This window comes from Hamadaea flava, from assembly GCF_024172085.1.
Taxonomy (GTDB): Bacteria; Actinomycetota; Actinomycetes; order Mycobacteriales; family Micromonosporaceae; genus Hamadaea; species Hamadaea flava.
Genome location: NZ_JAMZDZ010000001.1, coordinates 386,226 through 406,337, shown reverse-complemented (window position 1 = coordinate 406,337; position 20,112 = coordinate 386,226). Strand labels below are relative to the sequence as shown.

Genomic DNA, 20,112 nt, shown 5'->3' with positions numbered 1-20,112 from the left:
GCCGTGCACGCCGTCGATCTGATGCGAGCCCGGGGCGGAGCCGCCCAGCTGGTGGTCTGGCGCGGCGACCGGCTCCTGCTCGACGAGGCGGTCGGCGGAACGCCGGAGAACCTGTTCTGGACGTTCTCGGCGGGCAAGCCGTTTACGGCGCTGGCCGTGCACGGCCTGGCCGAGCGCGGCGACCTCGTCCTGACCGAACCCGTGGCCCGCTACTGGCCCGAGTTCGCGGCGAACGGCAAGGACGGCATCACGATCCAGCACGTCCTGCAACACCGCTCGGGCCTGTACGCCGCCCGGGGCGTACTGCTCGACGGGCTCGGCATGGCGGACTGGGACCGGTCGGTCCGCGCGATCGAGCGGGCCCGTCCGAAGTGGCCGGCCGGCGACGGGCCGGCGTACCAGGTGGTCAGCTACGGGTTCATCCTCGGCGAGCTGATCCGCCGAGTGACCGGCGAACCCGTCGGCGGCTACCTGGACCGATGGCTGTTCCAGCCGCTCGGGATGCGCGACACCTACCTCGGGCTGCCGGACGAGGCGTGGTCCCGGCACGTGCCGATCCGAAGCCGGGGCGCGCTGGGCCGGGCGAGCGCCGCCTTCTTCAACCGCCGAACCGTACGCCAAGCCGTCGTCCCCGCCGCCGGGGTCTCCACGACCGCCCGGGATCTGGCCCGGTTCTACCGGATGATGTTGAACGACGGCGAACTCGACGGCGTACGCGTCGTCCGCCCGGCGACGATCGCGGCCGCCGTGACGCCGTCGTCCGACGGCGAGGTCGACCGCGTCGTGAAGCTTCCCATGCGCTGGGGCAACGGATTCCAGCTCGGCGGGACCGAGGCAGGCCGAGCCGACGGCCTGGCCCGGCCGATGGGCCGGCTCAGCCCCGCCGCCTTCGGGCACAACGGCAGCAACTGCTGCATCGGGTGGGCCGACCCGGACCGTTCGGTCGTCTTCGCGTACACGTCGGATCTGCTGGTGCCGGGCCACGACGGCGCCCGGCACATGGCCGCGGTGGCCGACGCCGTGCTGGATGTCTGAAAGCCGACGCGGCGTTGAACCGGGCGCGGGCCTTGACCACCATGTCGCCATGACCCCCAAGGCGCCATTGCTCGGCCTGCTGGCCGCATCCCTGTTCGCTCTCGCCGGCTGCGGCTCCGACACGCCCAGCGCGAGCGGTACGCCCAGCGCATCCGCCGCGACCAGCGTGGCCGCGAGCCCGACGACCGGCGGTGGCGGTGCGACCGGCGCCGACTGTCTCAAGGGCACCTGGAACGTGGACGTCACCAAGCTCGCCCAGGCCGCCGCCGCGCTCATCGGCAACGGCTCGACCGGCAGCGGCAAGGGTACGATCACGCTGACCTTCGCCGACCAGATGACGATCAAGTTCACCCAGGCCGAGATCGACATCAAGACGACCCAGATGGGTCAGGACGTCACCATGAAGCAGACCTTCGACGGCAGCTCGACCAGCACCACCTGGTCGGGCGAGAACGGCAAGCTGTCCGGCACTGCGCCGGGCGGCACGGTGACCACGAAGTCGGTCATGGTGATGAACGGCGTCGAGACGCCGCTGACGACGAAAGCCTTCGACGGCAACCTCGACCTGTCGAAGAACAGCCTCGCCTACACGTGCTCCGGCGACACCGCGACGCTCGACAGCGGCTACGTGAAGTGGGAGCTGCACCGGGCGTAGCCCCGGCACCGCACTGATATCGGCGGCGCGGCCACGGGAGCCTTCTCGTGGCCGCGTTTCGCTGTGCGCCCCGGTTGGTCAGCCTCGGCCGGCCGCCGCGTTGATCTGCTGCGGGTCGAGGATCTGCTCCGGCCAGCCGTGCCGGGCCAGCGTCAGCATCGCCCGGCCCATGTTCTCGGTCGTGGTGACCGAGTTCGGGGCGATCCGCGGCACCAGCGCGAAGATCGGCCGGCCGATGGCGTACATGACACGGTAGAGCCGGGTCCGGGAGGTCTCGCCGTGCATCGGCCGGATGAACCCCGGCCGCAGGGCATACGCGTGGAACGGCAGGGCGAACAGGTCGTTCTCGGTCTTGCCCTTCACCCGCGCCCACATCGTGCGCCCCCGCTCGGTGCTGTCGGTGCCGGCGCCGGAGACGTAGACGAAGGTCGCGTCAGGGTTGTGCTCGGCCATCGGGCGGGCGGCGGCCATCGTCAAGTCGTAGGTCACCCGGCGATAGTCGGCCTCCTTCATCCCGGCCGAGGACACGCCGAGGCAGAAGAAGCAGGCGTCGTAAGTCCCCAGCTCGTCCGCGATCGCCGACAGATCGGTCAGGTCGGGCACCTCGACCTGGCGCAGCTTCGTGTGGCCGCGCGCGGTGGCCCGCCGCCCGACCGTGAGGACCTGGTCGACGTCGGGGGCCAGCAGGCACTCTCGCAGCACGCCCTGGCCGACCATGCCGGTGGCGCCGAAGACGATGACCTTCATGGCGACACCCTACGACTTTGGGTGGACGGTTTCTGTCCACTGCGTACTGGAATCAAGATCGTGTTTGTGGTATTATGGGGCAATCGCGGAATTACCGTCGGCCGCATGTGCCATGACTACGACGCTCAGCCGCCGATCTACTCCGATCCCGTCACCTCCGCCGAGTCCGCAGACCTCGTTCTGACCGGCGTGGACGGCGCTTCGTTCGCCGCGTACCGGGCGACCCCCGCCCACGTCACCGGGCGGGCCGTCCTCATCCTCCCCGACAACCGGGGACTCTCCGGCTTCTACGAGAGCCTGGCGATCCGCCTCGCCGAGCAGGGCCACCCCGCGCTCGCCATCGACTACTTCGGGCGTACGGCCGGACTCGATCACCGGGCCCGTGGCGGATTCGACGACCTCACCACGGTCATGCCGCATCTCATGGCGCTCAGCCGGCCCGGCCTGTACGGCGACATCGCGGCCGGAATCGCCGCCCTGCGAACCCTCGGGACTGCGGCGCATCCGGAGGTCGCCGCGCTCGGCTTCTGCTTCGGCGGCCGGCTCGCCTTCCTGACCGCCGACCCGTCCTACGGGCTTTCCCGGGTCATCGGGCTCTACGGAGCGCTGGACGAGATCAACGGGTCACCGGGACCGAACCAGGTCGCCGCGTCCCTGCGTACGCCGATCCTGGGCTTGTTCGGCGGGGCCGACCCGGGCATCCCCGCCGCGGCGGTGGACCGCTTCGGCCAGGCGCTCACCGACGCCGGTACGCCCCACGACCTGGTCGTCTACCCGGACGCCCCGCACAGCTTCTTCGACCTCCACCACCAGGAGCACCGCCAGACCTCCGCCGACGCCTGGCGGCGCATCCTGTCCTTCCTGGACTGAACCCGCCCAGGCTTGCCTACTCCGGGGCTCTACTCCGGGGCTGGGCCGTCGCCGGGCTTGGCCTCGGGAGTCTGCGGAGTCTCCGGGGTCTCCGGGGTCGTCTCCGAACCCGCCTCGCCGGGCTTCTTGCCGAACCGGTCGCGGATGTCGTTGCTCGCCCGGTTGAACGTGTTCGCGAGCGCGTCGCCGAGCATCTGCCCGGCCTCCTTGACGTCGGCCCGGACCGCGTCGTCCTTGACGGCGTTGCCCGCGGCCGAGAAGACCTCCTGCACGGCGTGCCCGATCTTGTTCAGCGCGTCGGGCACGTCACCGGTGTCGCTCTGCTGCAGGTGCAACTTCAGCTTCAGGCCGAGACCTTCCAGCTTCTCGCCCAGCTCGTTCCATTCGTTGGCCATGTCGCCTCCCTCGTCGGCTGCCTCCATTGTCCCGCCCCCGCGCTCGGAGCGCTCGCTTCGGCGCCGTAGATCCGGTGCAGATCAGGGATATCCATGGAAAAACTCGAGGAGATTCCATGGATATCCCTGATCTGCAGCTATGAAAACCTCAGGAGACGGTGCAGGGGGTGCCGTTGAGGGTGAAGGCGGTCGGCTCCGGGTTCGAGCCGGTCCAGGAGCCGTTGAAGCCGAGCGACACGCTGGCCCCGGGCGCGATGGAGCCGTTGTAGTCGAGGCTCTTGGCCGTGACGATCTGCCCGGACTGGGTGAACGTCGCCGACCAGCCCTGGGTCACCGCCTGGCCGCTGGCCGGCCAGCTGAACACCAGCGTCCAGTTCGGCCCGATCGTCGTCGTGCCGGTGTTCTTGACCGTGATCGCCGCGGTGAAGCCGCCCGGCCACTGGCTGGTGAACACGAACGCCACGTCACAGCTCAGCGCGGCGGCGGCCGTCGTGCTGAAGGTCACCGGCGAAGAGGCGGTCCTGTTGCCGGACCCGTCCCGGGCCACGACGTAATAGGTGTACGAAGTGGACGCGGACAGCCCGGTCAGCGCCAGTGACAACGAGGTCGTGGTTCCGGCGAGGACGTCGGTGGTGCCCGCTTCGCGGTAGACATCGTAGCCGGCCAGTCCGCTGCCGCCGGTGTCGGTGGACGCCGTCCAGGTCAGCGTCGCGCCGCTGGACGTGATCGCCGAGGCGACCGGCGTACCGGGGGCGGACGGGGGAGTGGTGTCGTTCGGCGGCGCGCTCGTGGAGAACGTCACCGGCGACGACGCCGTGGAGTTTCCGGCCCCGTCCCGGGCCACGACGTAATAGGTGTACGAAGTGGACGCCGTGAGGCCGGTCAGCGCCAGTGACAACGAGGTCGTGGTTCCGGCGAGGACGTCGGTGGTGCCTGCTTCGCGGTAGACGTCGTAGCCGGCCAGTCCGCTGCCGCCAGTGTCGGTGGACGCCGTCCACGTCAGCGTCGCCGAGGTGGAGGTGATCGCCGACGCGGTGGGCGTACCAGGTGCTGATGGCGCAGTCGTGTCGGTGGAGCCGCCGCTCGGCGCGGAACCCCAGACGAGAGTGGCGCCGTCGTAGAGCGTCATGTGCGCGTCGCGCGCGATGGCCGACTGGTAGGACCAGTCGTTGGTGGGGTCCCAGGTGCCGGCGCTGGTGATCCGGAACTGGACCTCGCGCCGCCAGTCGGACTGGCCCGCGGGTGCGATGCTCTGCCCGGCGCACGAGACGGTCACGTAGTAGACGTTGCCGCTGAACTGGGTCGGCCCGGTCGGCGCCGTGCACTGGTTGTACGCCGACGTCAGGGAGATCTGCGCCGGCGTGGTGCTGCCGTCGAGGGTGAAGTAGTAGCGGAACGAGCCGTTGGTCAGCGCTCGGGCCGGCCACGCGGACTTGTTGTAGACGGTCGCCTTCATCTCGGTGAACGTCGTGCCGGACGCGTTGACGCCCGCCTCGATGTACATCTCGCTGTCGTCGGGCGTCTCCGCCGGCGGGAAGCTCGCCAGCGGGGTGCCGCCGTACTCCGAGTACATCCGGACCAGCGCCGAGGTGAACCCGGCGTTGTAATCGTCGGCGACCTCGTTCATCTGGTAGTTGCTGCGATCGTCGGTGTACGCGTCGTTCGCCGAGCCGGGCCCGCCGACCAGCGCGCCGTAGAGCACGTGCCGGTTGTTCGCCGGGCTGGTGAGGCTGTCGGTCCACGAACCGTGCGCGGTGCGGTGGTGCGGGTTGATCGGCGAGTTGGCGCCGAACCCGATCATGTAGCTGCGGTTGTTCGGATTGCTGCCCAGGATGTAGTTGATCTGGGAAACGCCGAAGTCGTGGTAGCGCGTCTTCCGGGTCGCGTCGCTCAGGTAATCCGAGTAGACGAGCGCCACCCACGCGGTGTTCGCCGAGTACCGCAGCGAACCCCACTGTTGCAGCCAGGCCTGGCCGCCGGGGGAGTAGGTGATCTTCGCGCCGTTGACCCCGACCGTCCAGTAGTCCAGCCACCGGTTCGCGTCGTCGATGTACTGCTGCTCACCCGTCAGCTTGGCCATCAGCACGTACGAGCCGTAGGACTTATCGTCCCAGTCCTGGGTCCACTTGTAGGAGTGGGTCGTCGACTGCGGCTCGGTGCCGAGGTTCGCGTAGTACGTCTTGGCTTTGTCCAAGTAGGACGCAGTGCCGGTGGCGCGGTAGAGCCAGATCGCACCCCAGACCAGCTCGTCGTTGTAGCCGCTCCAGGATTGGTAATAGCCCTGGGCGTCGGTGATGCACTCGTGGTACTTCTTTCGCACCGTGTCCGCGAAGGTGTACAGCTGCGTCGCGTGGGTCAGCAGCTTGTCGGCGTACGCGCTGTCCGTGGGCCGGAAGACCATCGAGCTCGCCGCCATCGCGGCCGCCGTCTCCGCCGCGAGATCCGTGCCGCCACAGCTGCTGTCGATCTTGTACGCCGGGCGCGCCATCTTCATCACCTCGGCGGGACCCCACCAGGCGTGGTCGGTGCCGCCGTTGCCGACCTGCCCGTAGAGGACGTTGGCCGACGGATGGGCCTTGATGAAATAGTCGTTGACGAAGCGCAGGTTGTTCAGCAGCGGGGTCAGCTGCCCGGAGTTCTGGTACGCGGTGCGGTACTCGACCGCGCCCCAGGCCAGCATGGTGGTGCTGGCCGCCATCGGGAAGCCGAACTTCACGTGGTCGCCGGCGTCGTACCAGCCGCCGGTCAGGTCGAGGCCGACGTCGGAGCCGTCGGACATGCCGGAGTTGCCGCGCCAGCCGACTCGGCTCCAGCTCGGCTTGGCGCCGGACTGCTGCGCTTCGTAGAACCAGATCGACTTCTGCAACGCTTCGGCGTAGTTGTAGGGGCCGGCCGCTAGGGCTGGGGCGGACACGGCGCTGGTCAGGCCGGCGATCAAGGCGGTGACCGCCGTCGCCGCCAGCAGGCGGAATCTGGGCATGCTGTCTCCTTGGGCGTTGGGAGCGCTCCCACATCGGGCAGTGTGAATTTTATAGCGACCGATCACGGATATCCATGGGCACTTTGCTCGGCGTTCCGCGCCGCGCCGCCCCGCGCCGCCTCGCGCCGCCCCGCGATTCGGGCTGGATCAGGGATCTCGTTTCATCCTGAACGCTGCAGGTGGTTGTGTGTTGCGTGGTTCGGGTGGTGGGCTGTGGGGGCAGCTCGCCACCCGATGATCTTTGTGGAGATCTTTTGCCCGGGTGGGTTCATCGTGGGTTTTCGATCTGGGTGAGGATCATCAGGGCTCGCAGGAGTTTGGTGGCGTTGCGGTGGTGCATGCGCAGGCAGGTCAGGATGCGCCAGTTTTTCAGGTAGCCGAAGGGGTGCTCGTTGGCGGCGCGTTCGGCGTTGATGACCTGGTTGGTGAAGGTTTCGGTGGCGGTCAGCGGCCGGTTGGGGTGGGGCCGGCGGCCGGTGATGATGATCGGCTGGTCGGGGTCGTGGTTGGCGTCTTTGGCCAGGCCGCTGTAGGCGAGGTCGGCGATGGCGGCCAGGCCGGAGCGCTGGAGCTGGGCGGGTAGCCGGTCGGCGCGGGCGGCGGTGGCGTCGTGGGTGCGTCCAGGTCGGGCTTTGGACAGCCATAGCAGGTGCCCGGCGGGGCTGACCAGGGCCGTGAATTGCAGCCCGTGGGCGTGGTGTTTGCCGCTGTAGGTGTTGCGTCCGGCCGGGCCGTGTCGGCGGGTGGACCGGATGAGGGTGGCGTCGAGCAGTACATATTCGACGCCGGTGCGTGCGGCGCGGTGCAAGACCCGGTCCAGGCGGGGTGCTCGGGCGGCCAGGATCGTGATGACCTGCTGGACCCAGCGACGCACGGTCGACGCTGACACGTCGTTGCCACCGCCCAGGTCGGCCAGGCGTTGGTCGTGGCGCAGGTGCCCGAGCACGATCAGCGCCGCCTGATAGTCGGTCTTCTTACGCCACCGGGATCCGACCGTGGTGCGGTAGAGGGTGATCGCCCGGACGACGGCGGTGACGGTGGCGCTCGACAGGTTCAGCTTGACCTGGTAGACAGCAGGCGAGCCCTCGGCGCGGATTGGTGTTGTCTTCACAAACCACAGCAATCTGCCGAGGGCTCGCCTTGTGTAGTGACGCCACGCCGCATGTGCCGCTAACGAATCGGCGACTAAAGATCATCACGAAGATCCACAGCCGGTGAGCTGGCTGAGCACCCACCCACACCATCACGCAACACGGTTCCACCTGCGGCAATCAGGATGGAACGAGATCAGGGATCTGGGTCGAATCCTGGGCCAAGATTCGACTTGGATCCCTGATCCAATGGAAATCGCCGGAGGTCAGCGGGCGCCGTTGAAGGTGACGCGGAGGGCGTACAGCGACGTGGCGGCGGTGATGTAGAGCAGGTTGCGCTTCGGCCCGGCGAAGGTCAGATTGGACACCGATTCCGGCAGCACCAGCTTGCCGATGAGGTCGCCGTCCTGGGCGAAGCAGTGCACGCCGTCCCAGGCGGCGGCCCAGATCCGGCCCTCGGTGTCCAGGCGCAGCCCGTCGAAGCGCCCGAAGGTGCAGGTCGCGTGGATCTCGCCGCCGGTCAGCCGGCCGTCGTCGGTTACGTCGAAGACGCGGATGTGGCTCGGCTCCTGCCGGGTGTCGGCGATGAACAGCCGCTTCTCGTCGGGGGAGAAGGCCAGGCCATTGGGGCGGCAGAAGTCGTCGGCGACCACTGTCAGCTCACCCGACGGGTCGAGCCGGAAGACGAAGCAGCCGTCCAGTTCGGATTCGGCGGCGTTGCCCTCGTAGTCGGAGTCGATGCCGTAGCTCGGGTCGGTGAACCAGATCGAGCCGTCGGCGCGGATGACGACGTCGTTGGGACTGTTGAGCCGCTTGCCTCGGTAGCGATCGGCCAGCACGCTGACGGTGCCGTCGTGCTCGGTCCGGGTCACCCGGCGGTTGCCCTGCTCGCAGGTGATCAGGCGGCCCTCGCGGTCGACGGTGTTGCCGTTGGCGTACCCGGAGGTGGGGCGGAAGACGCCGACCGCTCCGGTGGTCTCGTCGTACCGCAGGAGGCGGTCGTTGGGGATGTCACTGAAGACGAGGTACCGCCCGGCGGGGAAGTACGCCGGGCCCTCCGTCTTGCGGGCGCCGGTGAACAGGCGGCGTACCTCGTAGTCGCCGTCGAGCCAGCGGAACCGTTCGTCCAATTTCTCGAACTGTGCGGGGATCGTCGGGAACGCTGCTGGAATGGTTTGGGCCGGGATCGTGTCCATGGCTCCTTGCTCCTGTCTGTATGACGTTCAGTCGAATCGTATCCACGCCGAATCTGGTACGGTCAAGTGGTGAGTGATCTGGATGACGTCGACCGCGCCCTGCTCGATGCGCTGCAACGGGACGCGACCTCGGCGTACGCCGCCCTCGGGCAGGCCGTCGGGCTGTCCGCCGCTGCGGCGCACGACCGGGTCCGGAAGCTTCGCGAGCGTGGGGTCATCCGGCGGACCACTGTCGACGTCGATCCGGCCGCCGTCGGGCGCGGCGTCCTCGCGTACGTGATGGTCGACGGCAACACCTGGATGGGCGACACCAAGGAGGCGCTCGCCGCCATCCCGGAGATCCTGGAGGCGCACGTCGTCGCGGGCTCCGCGTCGCTCATGGTCAAGGTGCGTACGCGGACGACCGAGGAGCTGCAGGGCGTACTGCGGCGGCTGTTCGCCGTCGACGGGGTGACCAGTACGCAGACGATCGTGGTGCTGGAGAGCTTCTTCGAACGCCCGGTCTCACCCGGCTGATCGTGTGGCTGATCGTGTGGCTGATCGTGAGCTGGTCAGGCGGTGCCGGAGGCGAGCAGGGCCGCCGTCGGCAGGGCGAGCAACCCATCGGTCCGCCGGTACGCCTCCGCCAGCCCCAGATAGCGGGCGTGGATGCGATCGACCACCTCGGGGGTCTGCGCCACGACGAGCTGCCCGATCGAGGCGATCCCGTTGGCCGGCCCGCTCCACCAGTCCTCGGCGTCGGCGACGTGCTCCCACGTGACGGTGTCGCATCCGACCTCGCCGAGCCCGGCGTCGCTCAGCAGCCGGGCCAGTCCTGACGGCGTACGCGCGAAGTCCAGTTCCGGGGCGACCGCGACCCGTTCGGCCGGGCGGACGAGGCCGGGGACCTCGACGGCGTCGGCCCACAGGCGCTGCAACGGCGGCTGCGGATAGGGCCAGATCGTGACGGCGACCCGGCCGCCGGGCCGGGTGACGCGCCGCAGCTCGGCGGCGGCGGTACGCGGATCGCCGACATGATTGAGGACGAAGTTCGCCACCACCGCGTCGAAGACGCCGTCGTCGAACGGCAGCTCGGGCAGGATCGCCTCGACGATGTGCGCTGCGGGCACCCGAGCGCGGGCGTACGCGACCATGGACGGCTCCGCGTCGGCGGCGGTGACGGCGGCTCCGCGTTCGACGGCCAGGGCGGCGACGGTGCCTGTCCCGGTGCCGACGTCGAGCAGGCGCGAGCCCGGCCGGACGGCGACCGCGTCGAGCAAGGCCGGCGCGGTGTGCCCGCACAGGTGCGCGAAGGAGTCCGCGTACGCCACGGCGCGGTCGCGCCATTGCCGTCGTTCCTGCTGGTCGAAGATCGTCGCCGCCGTCATGGGCGAGCAGCTTAGCGGACTCGTTCCGGGGCGAATCCGAAGTCGCTGTACGCGATGCCCTGGCGGTAACGGGCCAGCCCTTGCGCCGCGTAGGCGACCGTCATCGGCGGGAGCCGGTCGAGGTCGAACCAGCCGACGGCCGCGCACTTGTCGGGCTCGGCGTTGACGGGCTCGCCGTCCCACGCGCCGACCTCGAAGAACAGGTTGAGCCGGCTCGGCGCGCCCCAGAAGTGCAGGACGTGCACGAGCCGGGTCGCGGCCGGGTCGACGATGACGCCCAGCTCCTCCCAGGTCTCCCGGACGAGGGCCGCCAGCGACGACTCCCGTTCGACGTGGCCGGACGGGAGATGCCAGTGGCCGTCGGACCAGCCGGTACCCTGCCGCAGCCCGAGCAGCACCTGATCGCCGCGCCGGAGCACGGCGTGGACGGCGATGATCGCGGGCTCCCGTTCGGCCCCGGCGTGCTGGGTCACCGCGCCACGGCCTGCCCGGCGAACGAGCGCAACCGGGTCAGGTCCAGCCAGACGCCGACCGCCCGCAGGCCGTCGGAGATGATCTTCGCCTCGTCGCGCGTCCGGTATTCCCGTTTGATCGACCGAGCGCCGACCCGCAGCTCCACCTCGTGGGTGCCCTCCGGGCCGCGCCGCACGATGACGTCCTCGCGATGCGCGTCGGCACCGCCGTTCCACCAGTGCTCCACCAGCTCCATGCCCACCATTATCGAACAGTCGTTCGAACACGTCAAGAACGAGACCGGGCGCGGGCCGCCTCGTACAGGGCGATGGAACCGGCGGTGGCCGCGTTGAGCGAACTGGCCGCGCCGATCATCGGAATGCTGAGGACGGTGTCGCACGCCTCCCGCCAGCCGGCGCTCATCCCGGCGGTCTCGTTGCCGACGACGAGCAGCGTGGGCTGCTGGAAGCCGTACTCGGCCACGTCGACGTCGCCGGTCTCGTCGGTCCCCGCCACCGCGAGCGAGCCGGCCGCCGCCCAGTCGAGGACCTCGCGATGCGAGGGCGCCCGCACGACCGGCACCGCGAAGAACGAACCGGTGCTGGCCCGCACCGCCTTGGGGTCGTACGGGTCGGCGGCGTGCCCGGTCACGATGACCCCGGCCGCGCCGAACGCGTCGGCCGACCGGATCAGCGTCCCGATGTTCCCCGGACTGGTGGGACGGTCGAAGACGACCGCCGGGCGGCCAGGCGCCGGCCGAATCCGCCGGAAGTCGTCCGGCCGCTGCGCCACGACGGCGATCAGCTCGGGCGCGTCCTCCTCCTTGCCGCCCAGCTCCGCCAGCAACTCCGGGGCCATCGCGACGGCCGGCGCGCGTACGGTGTCGAGCAGGTCGGCGGCCCAGTGCGAGAGCTGCACGTCCAGGTCGTAGAGGAGGGCGCGCACCGCCCAGCCGTGCTCGATGGCCTGGCTGATCGGGCGTACGCCCTGAACGAGGAACTCACCCGCCCGATGGCGTTTGGTGCGATTGGTCAGCAACGCCGACCACTGCTGGAAGCGAGCGTTGCGACTGGTGATGCGCAGATCCGGCACGCGCCCATCATCCCGCGCCGACCTGCGACGATCACGCCGGGTCTCGCCGGGTATCGTCGGATCATGGGGAGCCCGTACGAATCGCACATCGACCGGCAGATCCGGGAGGCCCGGGAGCGGGGCGACTTCGACGACCTGCCGGGCAGCGGCAAGCCCATCCCGGGCGCCGGCGAGCACTACGACGAAGACTGGTGGCTCAAGTCCATGGTGGCCCGCGAGAACCTCGGCGGGCTCGCGCCGACCTCGCTGAAGATCCGCAAGGCCGCCGAAGACATCCTGGACGAGGCGATCAAGAAGAACTCCGAGCAGACCGTCCGGCAGCTGGTCGCCGACCTCAACAAGCGCATCGAGCAGGCCAACCGCGGCCTGGTCGACGGCCCGCCGGTGGTGATCGCCCGGATCGACGTCGACGAGATCGTCCGCGACTGGCGGCGGATCAAGGGACTCGCCTGAGCGCGGTCGGATGCAGCACCGGGCGATAGCCCGCCGCCAGCACCGCCACGGTTGACGGCGGCGTCAGCACCTCGACCTCGCCGCCGGCCGCGACCGGCTCGCCATAGCCCGCGAAGGACCACGGCAACGCCAGCCCGCCCAGCTTGAGCGCCGGCCCGCCCAGGCCGATCATCGCGCCGTCCGGCAGGTCCGCGAACAACGCGCGGCCCGTGCGCTGCCGCCGACTCCGCGGATCGACCCGCTCAGCGTGCAGGCGCGCGTCCATCTCCGCCGCCCTCGGCCTTTCCCCCAACTGGTACGCACAACGCCAGGCTTCGGCGTACGCCAGGAAATCCCGGCGCCGGCAGTACGCACAAGGCCGATGCCCGGCGGCGAACGCCGTCGCCTCGTCGAGGAAGAACAACGCCGTCCAACGACCGGGCGGCATCACGTCACGTTGCCGGCCCCGCCAGTCCAGCACGCAGCAGATCCAGAGTTTCGACCGCCACCGCGACCCGCCCAACTCCCGATCGGCCCCATGCAGGCAGCCGCGATTGCCGGTGAACAACCCCCGCCCCGGATCGCGGACGATGTCTCCGGTCGGATCGACCCGGTTCTGCAACGGCACCCCGCCATCGTGCCGCGTAGGTCTGACGATTCCGCCGGACGATAGGGTTCAGGACATGGTGACTCCGGTGCTGGCCACCCTGGCGTACGTGCTCTCCCCGGATCGGCGGCAGGTGCTGATGCTGCACCGGAACAAGCGACCCGGCGACCTGCACCTCGGCAAGTACGTCGGGCTCGGCGGCAAGGTCGAGCGCTCCGAGGACGTCGTCACCGGCGTACGCCGGGAGATCAAGGAGGAGTCCGGCCTGATCGCCGAGGAGTTGACGCTGCGCGGCACGGTGCTGTGGCCGGGCTTCGGCAAGCAGGGCGAGGACTGGCTCGGCTTCGTCTTCCGCGTCGACGCGTACACCGGAGAACTGCACGACGGGCCGGACGAGGGCACCCTCGAATGGGTCGGCCTTGACGCGATTCGCAGCCTCCCGATGTGGGCGAGCGATCACGAGTGGCTGCCGATGGTGCTGGACGACGATCCGCGCCAGTTCCACGGCGTCATGCCGTACCACGAGGGCGAAATGGTCGGCTGGAGCTACCACCGCATCTGACCAGCTGCGCTGTCCATGACGGTGCCCGCCATCTGCGAATCGGCTAGAAAACGCGCACCGCGGGCGTACACGTCGAGCCGCTCAGCATCTGCGGTGGAGGCTGTTGCGGACTGCTCGCCGCTGCGGGTCGACGAAGGCGGGTGGCAGGAATTCGGGGAAGCCGTCCGGTCGCATGCGGACTTCCCAGTGCCCGTGGTGGATTTCGCGATGGTGGAACCCGCAGAGTAGAACGCTGTTGGCGAGGCAGGTGTCGCCGCCGTCTGCCCATGATCGGATGTGGTGGCCGTGGCACCACTGGGGTGGCCGGTCGCAGCCTGGGAAGGCGCAGCCCTTGTCTCGCAGTACGAGTGCGCGGCGGAGTGGGCCGTCGATGAGGCGTCGGGCGCGGCCGACGTCGAGGACTTGGCCGTCGCCGCCGAGCACTGCGGGGATGATCATCGCGTCGCAGGCGAGTCTTCGGACGGTTTCTGGGGTGAGTAGGTCGCCGGTGTCGAGCAGTCCTGCGCCGACCTTGGCTTGGAGGGCATCCCAGGGCAGGGTGATCGTCAGGTGCGGTTTCTCGCCGCCGTTATCGGGCAGCTCACCGGCATTGATGATCCGCTGGCACACCTCGACCAGCGCATCAGCCCTGCGGGCGCCGGCCGAGCGCAGATCCGGTTCCCCTGGCAGCACCCGAGCCGCAACGCGGCCGCCATCTGCCGCTTCAGTACCACGTCCCGCGCCCGCGCAGCTCGCATCCGCGCACGCGCCCGCGCAGCTCGCACCCGCACCCGCGCAGCTCGCATCCGCACAGGCTGCCATCCTGAAGCTGCCTGCTGCGTCCGCAGCGCCGGCGAGCCTGGCGGCGGCGGTTGGTGCGGGCTTGCGTGGCCCGGACAGCGGGTCCAATGCGGTCCGCACGATCGCCGCCATCTCGGCATCGAAGACACCGCGGATCCGGTATTCGCCTTCGCCGTAAGGGATGAGGGTGAAGTCGCGCCGGTCGTAGGCCGACCGTTCGGCGCGTTCTAGATCGCGGCGCAGGCGCTCCTCGGCGATCTCGGGTGCGACCAGTTCCAGGATCTGCGACCGGTGGTTCTCCAGCGTCTCCGGCCGCAGCCGGTCGTCGGCGGCAAGCTTCGTCAACACGTCAGCGGCTTTCGCCTTACCCGCATCGCCGACGGCCGACGGCAGGTCGTGCACCGTTTTGGCGATGACGCGCGCCTGGTCGACGGTGACTTGCCCGGCCGCCAATGCTTGCTCGACCACCGGCGTCTCCGGCAAGAGCTTGGCCAGCTTCGTCCAACCGACAGCATCCTTGTGCCGCATGGCCAGGAGGTAGGTCAGCCAGTTTGCGGTGCCGGTCGCACCGGCGTTGTGGGGGATCTCGCGGCTGTCGGCGGTGCCGATCAACGCCAGGAACCGGCCCGACAAGGCTTGGATCGCGGTGTGGACTCGGCGGACTTCGTCGGTGATCTCGGCGTCCGAAAGTGTCCACAGGGGACCGGCGATCAGCTCGGCGACATCCGCCTCGACCTGCGCCAACACCCCGTTCACAGAGTCAACGTTAGAACAGTCGTCCGACACCTTCCAGGGGGTCAAGGTCACGAAAATGTGCCACGATCCAATTCCGAAAGTCCACAAGAGACAGATGTCGTAGTGCGCCCGCCGTCTGCGATTTCGCACCCGATTTCGTGATCGTGCGCGAGCCGTATGCGCGAAACGCCCCCTGAACGCAAACCTTCGGCGCATGATCTTGCGAACCGGCTAGAGATCGCGCACCAAGGGCGCACGGCGCTCTGGCAGCTGGTCGGCGCCGAGGGAACGGCTCATCTGCCCGTGGAAAGTCGGGCAGGGCCAGCGCGAACGAGCCCTGGCGGCGCAGCGTCAGGACCAGGCCCCGCGGGCGGTCGCGGTCTTCGCCGACGTCGACACGCAGGCCAGCTACGGGTGCGCCGTACGCCGTTGCGAGCGCTGCGGGCGTGGAAGCGGCGCCGGTCACGGGGACCGACGCCGCTTCGGTGTCACTTCGGTGTCACTTGGTTACAGCGTCAGCTAGAGCGTGAGCGTCCAGCTGTTGATGTAGCCGGTGTCGGCGCTGGCGGCGTCCTGGACGCGCAGGTTCCAGGTGCCGTTGCGTACCTCGGTGGACAGGTTGACGGTGAAGGTCTGGTCGATGTTGTCGGCCGAACCGCCCGTCCGGTTGCGCAGGGCGTAGACCGAGCCGTCCGGCGCGACCAGCGAGACCACGAGGTCACCGACGTAGGTGTGCACGATGTGCACCTCGACGGTGGAGGTCGAGCTGGCGTTGCCGGTGCAGCCGGCGATGGTGATCGCACTGTTCACCGTGGTGTTGTCGGGGATGGTGACGTCAGTGCCGTTGGTGCCGCTGCACGCGGGTGGCGTCGACCCGGCCAGGTTGAGCGTCCAGCTGTTGATGTAGCCGGTGTCAGCGCTGGCGGCGTCCTGTACGCGCAGCCGCCAGGTTCCGTTGGCGACCTCGCTGGACAGGTTCACGGTGTAGGTGGTGTCGATGTTGTCGGTCGAGCCGCCGGCCCGGTTGGACAGCGTGTAGACGGTGCCGTCCGGGGCGACGAGGGACACGACGAGGTCACCGATGTAGGTGTGCACGATGTGCACCTCGACGGTGGACCCGGCACCGGCGTTACCGGCGCAACCCGAGATCGTGATCAGGGACTCCACCGTGGTGTTGTCCGGGACCGTCACGTCGGTCGCGTTGGTCTGCGAGCACCCGGGCGGGCCGTTGACCGTCAGCATGTAGGAGGTCGAGCGGGTCGATCCGGTGCCCGTGCCTGTCACGGTGACGGGGTAGGTGCCGGCCGGAGTGCTCGCCGCGGTGGCGATGGTCAGCGTGGACGAGCCGCCCGTGGTGACCGAGGTCGGGCTGAACGTGGCGGTCGCCCCGCTCGGCAGGCCCGTGGCGGTCAGGTTGATCGTCTGGACCGAGCCGTTGGTGAGCGTGGTGCTGATCGTGCTGGTCAGCGAGCCACCCGGGTTGACCGAGCCCGCCGCCGGCGTGGCGGCGATCGAGAAGTCGTTGCCCGCCGGGCAGGACGCGTCGGAGCCGGCCACGTTGACCGCGGTCCACGCCGCCTGGACGGCCTTGTACTCGGCGCTGCACAGACCGTAGAGGTCGGTGGCGGCGCTGAGCGTGTACGCCCGCGAGGTGTTGGCCGGCGTGGTGGTGTTCACGTACCGGGTGTTCGACGTGAAGTAGACGTCGAGCGCGCGGAACCAGATCTTCTCGGCCTTGGTCCGGCCGATGCCGACGACGGCGGGAGCGCTGCCGCAGACCGGGCTGGTGCCCCACTGCGTCGCGCCGGTGCCCTCGGCGAGGTTGAAGAAGAAGTGGTTGCCGACGCCGGACGAGTAGTGCACGTCGACGCTGTTGGTGCTGGTCGACCAGCAGCCGTGCGACGCGCCGTCGAGGGTCGGGTTGTACATCCAGCGCAGCGGGCTGCCGTCGCCGTTGATGTTGATCTCCTCGCCGATGAGGTAGTCACCGGGGTCGGAGGTGTTGTTGGCCGAGAACTCGACCGCGGTGCCGAAGATGTCGCTGGTGGACTCGTTGAGCCCGCCGGACTCGCCCGAGTAGGTCAGGCCGCCGGAGACCACGTTCTCCGTGACGCCGTGCGACATCTCGTGGCCGGCGACGTCGATCGCCACGAGCGGGTTCGCGTTGCCCGAACCGTCGCCGTAGGTCATCTGGGCGCCGTCCCAGAACGCGTTCACGTAGTTGCTGCCGTAGTGCACGCGGGACGGCACGCCGGTGCCGTTGCCGAAGATGCCGTTCCGGCCGTGGACGTTCTTGTAGTAGTCGAACGTCAGCGCCGCGCCGTAGTGTGCGTCGACGCCGGCCGACTGCCGGTTCGAGTTCGTCCCGTTGCCCCACACGTTGTCCGTGTCGGTGAACGTGGTACAGGTGGACGTCCCGTTGTTCAGGTCGCAGGTGCGACCGTTGCCGTGCGACGGGTCCACCATCGAGTAGGTGCTGCCCGACAGCGTGGTGTCCACGGTGACCGTGCCCGAGAAGATGCTGTTGCCCGTGCCGGAGACGGTCTCGATCTCGTCGAACGAGCCCAGGTACGCGCCGGTTACCGCGTCACTGATCACGTGCAGCTTCGACGGGGTCTGCTTGTCCGGCCCCCAGCCCGAGACGACGGTCTCCCAGGCCAGCTTGCCGGTGCCGGAGGTGGCGTCGACGAACAGCTCGGAGCTGCCGACGCTGGTGATGGTGCCGCGGAAGTTCTGCCGGGCGACCGCCTTGGCCTGGGCCGAGGTGGTCTTCGCCGTGGTGCCGATGGACAGCGGCGAGGCCAGACCGACCGAGGTTCCGGCGTACGCGCCGGTGGGGCTGGTGTGCACGACGATGTCGCCGCCGTATACCCGCAGCCCGTTGTAGGTACGCGTGTAGCGCACGTGCGAGGCGCCGTTCGCGTCCGTGATCGTCCGATACGAGCTGAACGCGTCGGACGCGGATGCCGCAGCAGCCGCCCTATGCTCCGAGAGCGCCTGGTCGGCGCGTGCGACGGCGGACGCCGATCCGCCCGGAGCCGCACCCGCGGGCGCGGTGCCGAGCAAAACGCCGCCCATCAAGAGGGCGGCGCCGGCGATCGCGATGGATCTTCTCACTGAGTCCTCCCCGACTTAGTGTGATGATGGCGGTAGCCACCGAGAGATTTATATATCGAAGGAAGACACATTGTGAATGCTGGGAATGTGACATCCTTGTCCGGCCGATGGACACTAGGTGTCATATCGGTAGCCCTCGCTTTGCTGACCGGCTGCGCCAACAGCCCTGGCCAGCAGCCCTCGACGGAGGCGACCATGGCCGCGCCGACCCTCGCCGCCCGGTTCACCACGCTCGAGGTACGCCGGGCCGGCGGAATCGCCGGAATGAGTGACAAGGTCGCCGTGACCCCGGACGGCAGCTGGACGAAGACGGCCAAGAACGGGTCGACCAAGACGGGCAAGCTGACGGCGGCCCGGCTGGATCAGCTGCTGGGGCTGACCTCGGACCAGCGGCTCGGCCAGGAGGCGCTGCGGTCGCAGAAGCCGACCCAGTGCCGCGACGCCTTCTCCTACGTGGTCAGCGTCGACGCGATCAGCGTGGCCTACGTGGACTGCCCGGCCGACGGCGGGATGCCCGAGATCGCCAAATCGGTCGTGGGCGTGATCCAGGAGGCCGGCGCGCTCTAGAGCCGGGCGCTGACGTGCAGAGGTGTCGGTGCGGCGACGCGGTCGGGTGCGAGCCGTGTCGAACATGGCGTCGCCGCACCGACACCCATCCTGCGGCACCCCCGGGTGGCAGTCCAGTCCGATTGTCTGTCAAATGAGGACAGTGTCGGGCATGACAGGTTTGGTGCGGCTCGCTCAGAGCGGGCCGTGCGCCCACTCGACGCCGGGCAGGACCGCCGTCCACAGCGCCGGGTCCAGCCCGAACCCGTCCGCGGTCTGCTGGAGCATCTGCGCCTCGTCCGCGAACTCGGCGCGGTCCACAACCGACAGTGCCTCGCTGTAGAGGCCCGACGCGTCCCAGCGCTCGCGCACCACGACGGACGCGCCGCTCGGCCGCTGCGGGTCGGCCTCCACCCGCAACACGATCCGCCGCCCGGTGCGCGGCTGGTGGGCGATCTCCAGGACCAGCGAGTACGCCTCCTCGACCAGGACACCCGGCCGGGACATCATCGGCACCCAGCCCGGCAGCCCGGTGATCCGCTGCGCCCAGGCGACGGCCACCCCGGGATGGACGCCGATGGCGCCGGAGACGTGCATCGGCGGGCCGACGAATCCCGTGGTGTCGTCGAAGCGGCACAGCGACCAGAATCCGGGGCCCTGCGGCACCAGCGCCCAGTATTGATCGGCACGGGCAGCGTCCCGGATGTGTTCGACGGAGGTCACGGCGGACAGCGTACGGGCCGACTGCCGTCCAGTGGATCAGCCCGATGGGTAGGGTCTACAGGCGTGCTGATCGACTTCGTCCGGGCCCACACCGAACCGCTGGGGCTGCCGTTCCTGCCCGAGCTGAAGCTCCGGCAGGCCACCGAGGCCATCCCGCTGTGGGAGCTGATGGAGCAGGTCACCGGGCGGAAGGGACTCCCGCCGCCGTTCTGGGCCTTCGCCTGGGCCGGCGGCCAGGGCCTCGCCCGCCACCTCCTCGACCATCCCGAGCTGGTGGCCGGCAAGTCCGTCCTCGATCTGGCCGCCGGCGGCGGGCTCGTCGCCATCGCGGCCGCGCGGTCCGGCGCGCGCAGCGTCGTCGCCAATGAGATCGACGAGTACGCCGACGCGGCGATCGCGCTCAACGCGGAGCTGAACGGGGTGACCGTCGACCGGGCGCTCGGCGATCTGCTGAGTACGCCGCCCGAACTGCCCGTCCCGGACGCCGACGTCGTGCTGGCCGGGGACGTCTTCTACAGCCGCGACATGGCGAACGCGATGCTCGGGTTCCTGCGACGGCAGCACGAACGCGGGGCGCTGGTGCTGGTCGGGGACCCCGGACGCGCTTACCGCCCGACCACCGGCTTCGAGCAGGTCGCTGCTTTCCGCGTACCGGTGAATGAGGACCTGGAGGACGCGGACCTGAAGCACACCACGGTCTTGCGCATGGTCTGAGCGGCCGGGAAGGAT

The 20,112-nt window shown here is 69.4% G+C and carries 21 protein-coding genes; 8 read left to right on the top strand and 13 right to left on the bottom strand.

Features of this window, described 5'->3' with window-relative positions; genetic code table 11:
- Positions 1-3 precede the first annotated feature (3 nt).
- Together HDA40_RS02070 and HDA40_RS02065 are read left to right on the top strand one after the other, a co-directional pair.
- Complete coding sequence (locus tag HDA40_RS02070; protein WP_253750779.1) at positions 4-1,035, top strand: serine hydrolase domain-containing protein; 1,032 nt, start codon at positions 4-6, stop codon at positions 1,033-1,035.
- A gap of 49 nt (positions 1,036-1,084) precedes the next feature.
- The gene (locus HDA40_RS02065) at positions 1,085-1,690 is read left to right on the top strand and encodes a hypothetical protein (protein ID WP_253750777.1); all 606 of its coding nucleotides are present in this window, start codon (positions 1,085-1,087) and stop codon (positions 1,688-1,690) included.
- Positions 1,691-1,768: 78 nt separating this feature from the next.
- Here HDA40_RS02065 and HDA40_RS02060 read toward each other — a convergent pair whose 3' ends face one another.
- The gene (locus HDA40_RS02060; protein ID WP_253750775.1) at positions 1,769-2,437 is read right to left on the bottom strand and encodes an NAD-dependent epimerase/dehydratase family protein; all 669 of its coding nucleotides are present in this window, start codon (positions 2,435-2,437) and stop codon (positions 1,769-1,771) included.
- Between the two features lie 105 nt (positions 2,438-2,542).
- Between HDA40_RS02060 and HDA40_RS02055 the strand changes: the two genes are divergently transcribed.
- The gene (locus HDA40_RS02055; RefSeq protein ID WP_253750773.1) at positions 2,543-3,307 is read left to right on the top strand and encodes a dienelactone hydrolase family protein; all 765 of its coding nucleotides are present in this window, start codon (positions 2,543-2,545) and stop codon (positions 3,305-3,307) included.
- Positions 3,308-3,336: 29 nt separating this feature from the next.
- Here the strand turns inward: HDA40_RS02055 and HDA40_RS02050 are convergent, their stop codons facing one another.
- From HDA40_RS02050 to HDA40_RS02035, 4 genes are all read right to left on the bottom strand, one after another.
- Positions 3,337-3,702 (bottom strand): hypothetical protein, encoded by a 366-nt coding sequence (locus tag HDA40_RS02050; RefSeq protein ID WP_253750771.1) that lies wholly within the window; start codon positions 3,700-3,702, stop codon positions 3,337-3,339.
- A gap of 148 nt (positions 3,703-3,850) precedes the next feature.
- A complete protein-coding gene (locus HDA40_RS02045) occupies positions 3,851-6,682 on the bottom strand; it encodes a glycoside hydrolase family 9 protein (protein WP_253750768.1) in 2,832 nt (943 codons plus the stop codon).
- A gap of 268 nt (positions 6,683-6,950) precedes the next feature.
- A complete protein-coding gene (locus tag HDA40_RS41940; RefSeq protein ID WP_253750765.1) occupies positions 6,951-7,793 on the bottom strand; it encodes a transposase family protein in 843 nt (280 codons plus the stop codon).
- Between the two features lie 246 nt (positions 7,794-8,039).
- A complete protein-coding gene (locus tag HDA40_RS02035; protein WP_253750763.1) occupies positions 8,040-8,969 on the bottom strand; it encodes an SMP-30/gluconolactonase/LRE family protein in 930 nt (309 codons plus the stop codon).
- A gap of 78 nt (positions 8,970-9,047) precedes the next feature.
- Here HDA40_RS02035 and HDA40_RS02030 point away from each other — a divergent pair, with 78 nt between their 5' ends.
- Entirely contained in the window at positions 9,048-9,485 is a 438-nt protein-coding gene (locus tag HDA40_RS02030; RefSeq protein ID WP_253763537.1) for an Lrp/AsnC family transcriptional regulator, read from the top strand.
- Positions 9,486-9,520: 35 nt separating this feature from the next.
- Here the strand turns inward: HDA40_RS02030 and HDA40_RS02025 are convergent, their stop codons facing one another.
- From HDA40_RS02025 to HDA40_RS02010, 4 genes are read right to left on the bottom strand one after another with little or no spacing between them, the layout of a single operon-like run.
- On the bottom strand, positions 9,521-10,336 hold the full coding sequence (locus HDA40_RS02025) for a class I SAM-dependent methyltransferase (protein ID WP_253750760.1): 816 nt from the start codon (positions 10,334-10,336) through the stop codon (positions 9,521-9,523).
- Between the two features lie 11 nt (positions 10,337-10,347).
- Complete coding sequence (locus HDA40_RS02020; protein WP_253750757.1) at positions 10,348-10,809, bottom strand: NUDIX hydrolase; 462 nt, start codon at positions 10,807-10,809, stop codon at positions 10,348-10,350.
- Positions 10,806-11,045, bottom strand: a complete 240-nt coding sequence (locus HDA40_RS02015) for a hypothetical protein (protein ID WP_253750754.1) — start codon at positions 11,043-11,045, stop codon at positions 10,806-10,808. Before HDA40_RS02015 ends, HDA40_RS02020 begins: the two co-directional genes overlap by 4 nt.
- Positions 11,046-11,077: 32 nt before the next feature.
- Positions 11,078-11,881, bottom strand: a complete 804-nt coding sequence (locus HDA40_RS02010; protein WP_253750751.1) for a TrmH family RNA methyltransferase — start codon at positions 11,879-11,881, stop codon at positions 11,078-11,080.
- Between the two features lie 63 nt (positions 11,882-11,944).
- On the opposite strand from HDA40_RS02010, the gene HDA40_RS02005 reads away from it, so the two are divergent.
- A complete protein-coding gene (locus HDA40_RS02005; RefSeq protein WP_253750748.1) occupies positions 11,945-12,334 on the top strand; it encodes a DnaJ family domain-containing protein in 390 nt (129 codons plus the stop codon).
- On the opposite strand, the gene HDA40_RS02000 is transcribed toward HDA40_RS02005, so the two are convergent.
- Positions 12,318-12,941: a hypothetical protein gene (locus tag HDA40_RS02000; protein ID WP_253750745.1), complete on the bottom strand. Its 624-nt coding sequence runs from the start codon at positions 12,939-12,941 to the stop codon at positions 12,318-12,320. The two genes, HDA40_RS02005 and HDA40_RS02000, sit on opposite strands and share 17 nt — an antisense overlap.
- A gap of 55 nt (positions 12,942-12,996) precedes the next feature.
- Here HDA40_RS02000 and HDA40_RS01995 point away from each other — a divergent pair, with 55 nt between their 5' ends.
- On the top strand, positions 12,997-13,482 hold the full coding sequence (locus HDA40_RS01995) for an NUDIX hydrolase (RefSeq protein WP_253750742.1): 486 nt from the start codon (positions 12,997-12,999) through the stop codon (positions 13,480-13,482).
- An 81-nt stretch (positions 13,483-13,563) separates the two neighbouring features.
- Here the strand turns inward: HDA40_RS01995 and HDA40_RS01990 are convergent, their stop codons facing one another.
- Entirely contained in the window at positions 13,564-15,063 is a 1,500-nt protein-coding gene (locus HDA40_RS01990) for an HNH endonuclease signature motif containing protein (RefSeq protein ID WP_253750739.1), read from the bottom strand.
- A 453-nt stretch (positions 15,064-15,516) separates the two neighbouring features.
- Complete coding sequence (locus HDA40_RS01985; RefSeq protein ID WP_253750736.1) at positions 15,517-18,114, bottom strand: proprotein convertase P-domain-containing protein; 2,598 nt, start codon at positions 18,112-18,114, stop codon at positions 15,517-15,519.
- Positions 18,115-18,309: 195 nt separating this feature from the next.
- On the opposite strand from HDA40_RS01985, the gene HDA40_RS01980 reads away from it, so the two are divergent.
- Positions 18,310-18,681: a hypothetical protein gene (locus HDA40_RS01980; protein ID WP_253750733.1), complete on the top strand. Its 372-nt coding sequence runs from the start codon at positions 18,310-18,312 to the stop codon at positions 18,679-18,681.
- Positions 18,682-18,855: 174 nt separating this feature from the next.
- Here the strand turns inward: HDA40_RS01980 and HDA40_RS01975 are convergent, their stop codons facing one another.
- The gene (locus tag HDA40_RS01975; RefSeq protein ID WP_253750730.1) at positions 18,856-19,383 is read right to left on the bottom strand and encodes a hypothetical protein; all 528 of its coding nucleotides are present in this window, start codon (positions 19,381-19,383) and stop codon (positions 18,856-18,858) included.
- A gap of 63 nt (positions 19,384-19,446) precedes the next feature.
- Between HDA40_RS01975 and HDA40_RS01970 the strand changes: the two genes are divergently transcribed.
- The gene (locus HDA40_RS01970) at positions 19,447-20,097 is read left to right on the top strand and encodes a class I SAM-dependent methyltransferase (RefSeq protein WP_253750727.1); all 651 of its coding nucleotides are present in this window, start codon (positions 19,447-19,449) and stop codon (positions 20,095-20,097) included.
- Positions 20,098-20,112: the final 15 nt, after the last annotated feature.

Coding starts and splice junctions, on each gene's coding strand:
- HDA40_RS02065 (WP_253750777.1), top strand. CDS start 1,085: ATGACCCCCAAGGCGCCATTGCTCGGCCTGCTGGCCGCATCCCTGTTC.
- HDA40_RS02060 (WP_253750775.1), bottom strand. CDS start 2,437: ATGAAGGTCATCGTCTTCGGCGCCACCGGCATGGTCGGCCAGGGCGTG.
- HDA40_RS02055 (WP_253750773.1), top strand. CDS start 2,543: ATGTGCCATGACTACGACGCTCAGCCGCCGATCTACTCCGATCCCGTC.
- HDA40_RS02050 (WP_253750771.1), bottom strand. CDS start 3,702: ATGGCCAACGAATGGAACGAGCTGGGCGAGAAGCTGGAAGGTCTCGGC.
- HDA40_RS02045 (WP_253750768.1), bottom strand. CDS start 6,682: ATGCCCAGATTCCGCCTGCTGGCGGCGACGGCGGTCACCGCCTTGATC.
- HDA40_RS02035 (WP_253750763.1), bottom strand. CDS start 8,969: ATGGACACGATCCCGGCCCAAACCATTCCAGCAGCGTTCCCGACGATC.
- HDA40_RS02025 (WP_253750760.1), bottom strand. CDS start 10,336: ATGACGGCGGCGACGATCTTCGACCAGCAGGAACGACGGCAATGGCGC.
- HDA40_RS02015 (WP_253750754.1), bottom strand. CDS start 11,045: ATGGAGCTGGTGGAGCACTGGTGGAACGGCGGTGCCGACGCGCATCGC.
- HDA40_RS02005 (WP_253750748.1), top strand. CDS start 11,945: ATGGGGAGCCCGTACGAATCGCACATCGACCGGCAGATCCGGGAGGCC.
- HDA40_RS01995 (WP_253750742.1), top strand. CDS start 12,997: ATGGTGACTCCGGTGCTGGCCACCCTGGCGTACGTGCTCTCCCCGGAT.
- HDA40_RS01980 (WP_253750733.1), top strand. CDS start 18,310: ATGGCCGCGCCGACCCTCGCCGCCCGGTTCACCACGCTCGAGGTACGC.